The sequence below is a fragment of the Nocardia asiatica NBRC 100129 genome, assembly GCF_000308415.1.
In the GTDB taxonomy this organism is placed as follows: Bacteria; Actinomycetota; Actinomycetes; order Mycobacteriales; family Mycobacteriaceae; genus Nocardia; species Nocardia asiatica.
On the sequence record NZ_BAFS01000370.1, the window covers coordinates 1 to 2,895 of the forward strand.

The 2,895-nt window shown below is 67.5% G+C and carries 2 protein-coding genes; both read left to right on the forward strand.

The window, feature by feature from the left end; translation table 11 throughout:
• The first annotated feature begins 51 nt into the window (after positions 1 to 51).
• Positions 52 to 1,629: a type I-E CRISPR-associated protein Cse1/CasA gene (locus ON27_RS29525; protein ID WP_245560293.1), complete on the forward strand. Its 1,578-nt coding sequence runs from the start codon at positions 52 to 54 to the stop codon at positions 1,627 to 1,629.
• A gap of 43 nt (positions 1,630 to 1,672) precedes the next feature.
• On the forward strand, positions 1,673 to 2,866 hold the full coding sequence (cas7e, locus tag ON27_RS29530; protein ID WP_043734955.1) for a type I-E CRISPR-associated protein Cas7/Cse4/CasC: 1,194 nt from the start codon (positions 1,673 to 1,675) through the stop codon (positions 2,864 to 2,866).
• Positions 2,867 to 2,895 lie beyond the last annotated feature (29 nt).

The window sequence follows — 2,895 nt, forward strand, 5'->3', positions numbered from 1 at the left end:
CAGAACCAGCAGCTGCGTGAGCACATCAGCGACCGCACCGTGTCTCCAGCGGTGACATTGCCCTATCGCTACACCGGCAACGGGCCGGTTCTGCTGGACCATCACCACAGCGAGAGCGGCCTACGGTTGACCCCGGCAGAGGCGGCCCGCGCGCTGGTGATGCGGCAACAGTTCTCCGTCGCCGGAATCCAGCCGGTCCCTCGAACCCTGTTCAGTGTGAAGTCGGCGACCCCGGCAGTCGCGACGATCCGCCCGCTGGTGTGGATCGATGCCGGAAACCTTGCCGACACCCTCGCCGCCAACCGCTGTCCAGGCCCAACCGGCACCTTCTGGTTCAGCTGGCCAGCCGGCGCGCAGGTGGGCCAGACACCTCCCCGCGGCGGGCAAGCTGATGCGCTGACCTGGCAAAGCCGGTCAATCCTGCTGATACCCGGCCCGGACGGAGACGTCGAGGGAGCGGTAATCGCTGAAGGCCTACGCTACGGCCCCGACACCGATCCCACGCTGGTGCCGCACACCCTGTACCGGCGCCGCGATTCGAATGCGCCTGCCGCAGTGTGGCAAGTGCGGCATGCCCCTCGATCGGTCTGGGACTCCGTAGCTGGCGAGCAAATCGCTCCCACGATGCTCAGGCCGGGCTGGTGGCAACTGCTGACCGCATGGGCTGACCCAGCGGCATCCGGTGTCCTGGCCAACAGCGGCACCGCAGAAGGGCGGCTGCGGCTGACCGGGTTGGCCGCCGACCGCGGTCGCATCGACGGGCCGGTGGTCGCCCAACTGCCCGCACCGCGGATCAGCCGCGCTGACGCCGCTGTCCTCGACGCCGGGATCGCCACGGCGCGCCGCCGCCTCCTCATCCGAGCCCTGGCTGCTGGCCGAGCAGCCGCGCCCGCAGCCGACATATCAGCGGCTGGCGCGTGGTGGCACAACCTGATGCCGTCACAGACCCAGATCAACGCGTGTTTCGAGCCGATCGTCAGTGCCGCGGTCGCCGGCGAGCTGGCAGTGTCGGCCGCAGTTGAGCAGCTGGCAGACGAGGCTGCCGGACTCGCTGCCGCCGCCGTCTCGGCACTGGGCAGCCGCCCGGTTGCCTCAGCGGAGCCCGTGGGCGCTGCCTTCAGCAGTGACATCTCCCACGGCCACAGCACCTCGAGCAACTCGTCGGATCCGCAGTTCGTCCGGGCACTGGTGACGGCGATGCGAGGCAGAGACCGGGCATTGTCCGAGCTTCTGCGATGGCGCCCAAGCGTCGTCAACGTCGACGTTCTCCGGATCACCAGCACTGCCGAAGACTGGATCGCGGCTGCCTGGACAGGAAAACTGTTCGGGCAATGGCATTCCGGTCGCGCGCGAGCAGACTACGGTCGCGCGAGAGTGGGGCTCGGCAACGCGCTGCACGGTCTCGGCCTCCCCGGCGCCAGACTTCTCACCCAGCTCGTTGCCGCCACCAACGACGACGAGCTCACTGACGCCCTCGCAGCCGCCGGTCGAGCGCTCCGCGGACTCAATCGGCCTCCACACTGGGACACCGTCCTGACCGAACTCACCGCATGGCGCGACCCGCAGTCTCGCAACGCAATACGAGACAACTGGACGCGCTACACCCTCACCCGCGCGGCGACAGATTGACCACGCCGCACCCCATCCCATCGCCCTGCGTGAAAGCGAGCCCATGCTGGACACCACACTGTCACCGTTCCTAGGACTGCACGCCATCCAGGCTGTGCCGGCGTCGCTGCTCAACCGCAACGACAACGGCGCGACCAAGAGCATCACCTTCGGCGGCACGAAGCGGGTGCGGGTGTCCTCGCAGTCATGGAAACGCGCTATCCGCGTGGGCATGCGACAGACCGCGATCAACAACGGCGCGTACGGGCTACGCACCATCCGATTCCCGCGCTTGACCGCCGCCGTGCTGGCCAGCGATCACGGCATCCACCCCGACCGCGCTGGCGTGATCGCCGCTGCCGTGTTCACCGCACTCGGCCTCGAACTCAACGAGAAGACCGGCCACACCGCGGTGGCCATCGTTGCCTCCGAACAGCTGCCCGCCCGCGTTGCTGCAGCCCTCGCCGAACACGACGAACACATCACTGTCACCCACGCTCCCACCGAAATCGACACCACCGACGACACAGCCTCCTCCGCAGGGAGAAGGAAACAGAAAAAGAAGACCAGCGTGCACATACCGGCCGCGGTTCTCGCCGCCGCCAAGGCCGCCCTCGACGTCCACAACACCATCGACCTCGCCTTGATGGGCAGGATGCTCGCCGAAATCCCCGGGGGGAACGTCGACGGCGCGGTCGCGGTCGCACACCCCTTCTCAGTCGACCCGATGCGAATCGAGCCGGACTTCTTCACCGCAGTGGACGACGCCGCCGCCCACGGCGAGCCCGCGGTCACCATGCTCGACACCACCGACCTCACCGCACCAACCCTGTACCGGTACGCCGAAATCGACCGCCGTCAGCTGCGCACCAACCTCGCCGCAGCCGGAGATCCGCCAACGGTCCAACAACTGGCCCGCGACGCCGAGGCATCGTTCATCGAATGGTTCATCCGCTCGATGCCACGCGGCAAACACCGCTCCACGGGCGCCAACACATTGCCCACCCTCGTGCTCGCCGAACCCGCCGGATCCGTATACAGCCTGGCCGACGCGTTCTCCGACGTGATCAGAACCGACAACGTCGTGACCACTGCCTGCACACGTCTGCTGAAGCACGCCCGCGCTGCACGCGAATACACCAACAGCCCCACGCAAGTCGCGCTCGTCATCAACCGCACCATCGGTGACACCCTCGACCGCACCGGCTTCGAAGTCGCTGACGGCCTGCACGACCTAATCCGCCGAGTCCTGCAATGAGCACAGCGACGGTCGTATTCGTTCTCGCC

Coding starts and splice junctions, on each gene's coding strand:
- cas7e (WP_043734955.1), top strand. CDS start 1,673: ATGCTGGACACCACACTGTCACCGTTCCTAGGACTGCACGCCATCCAG.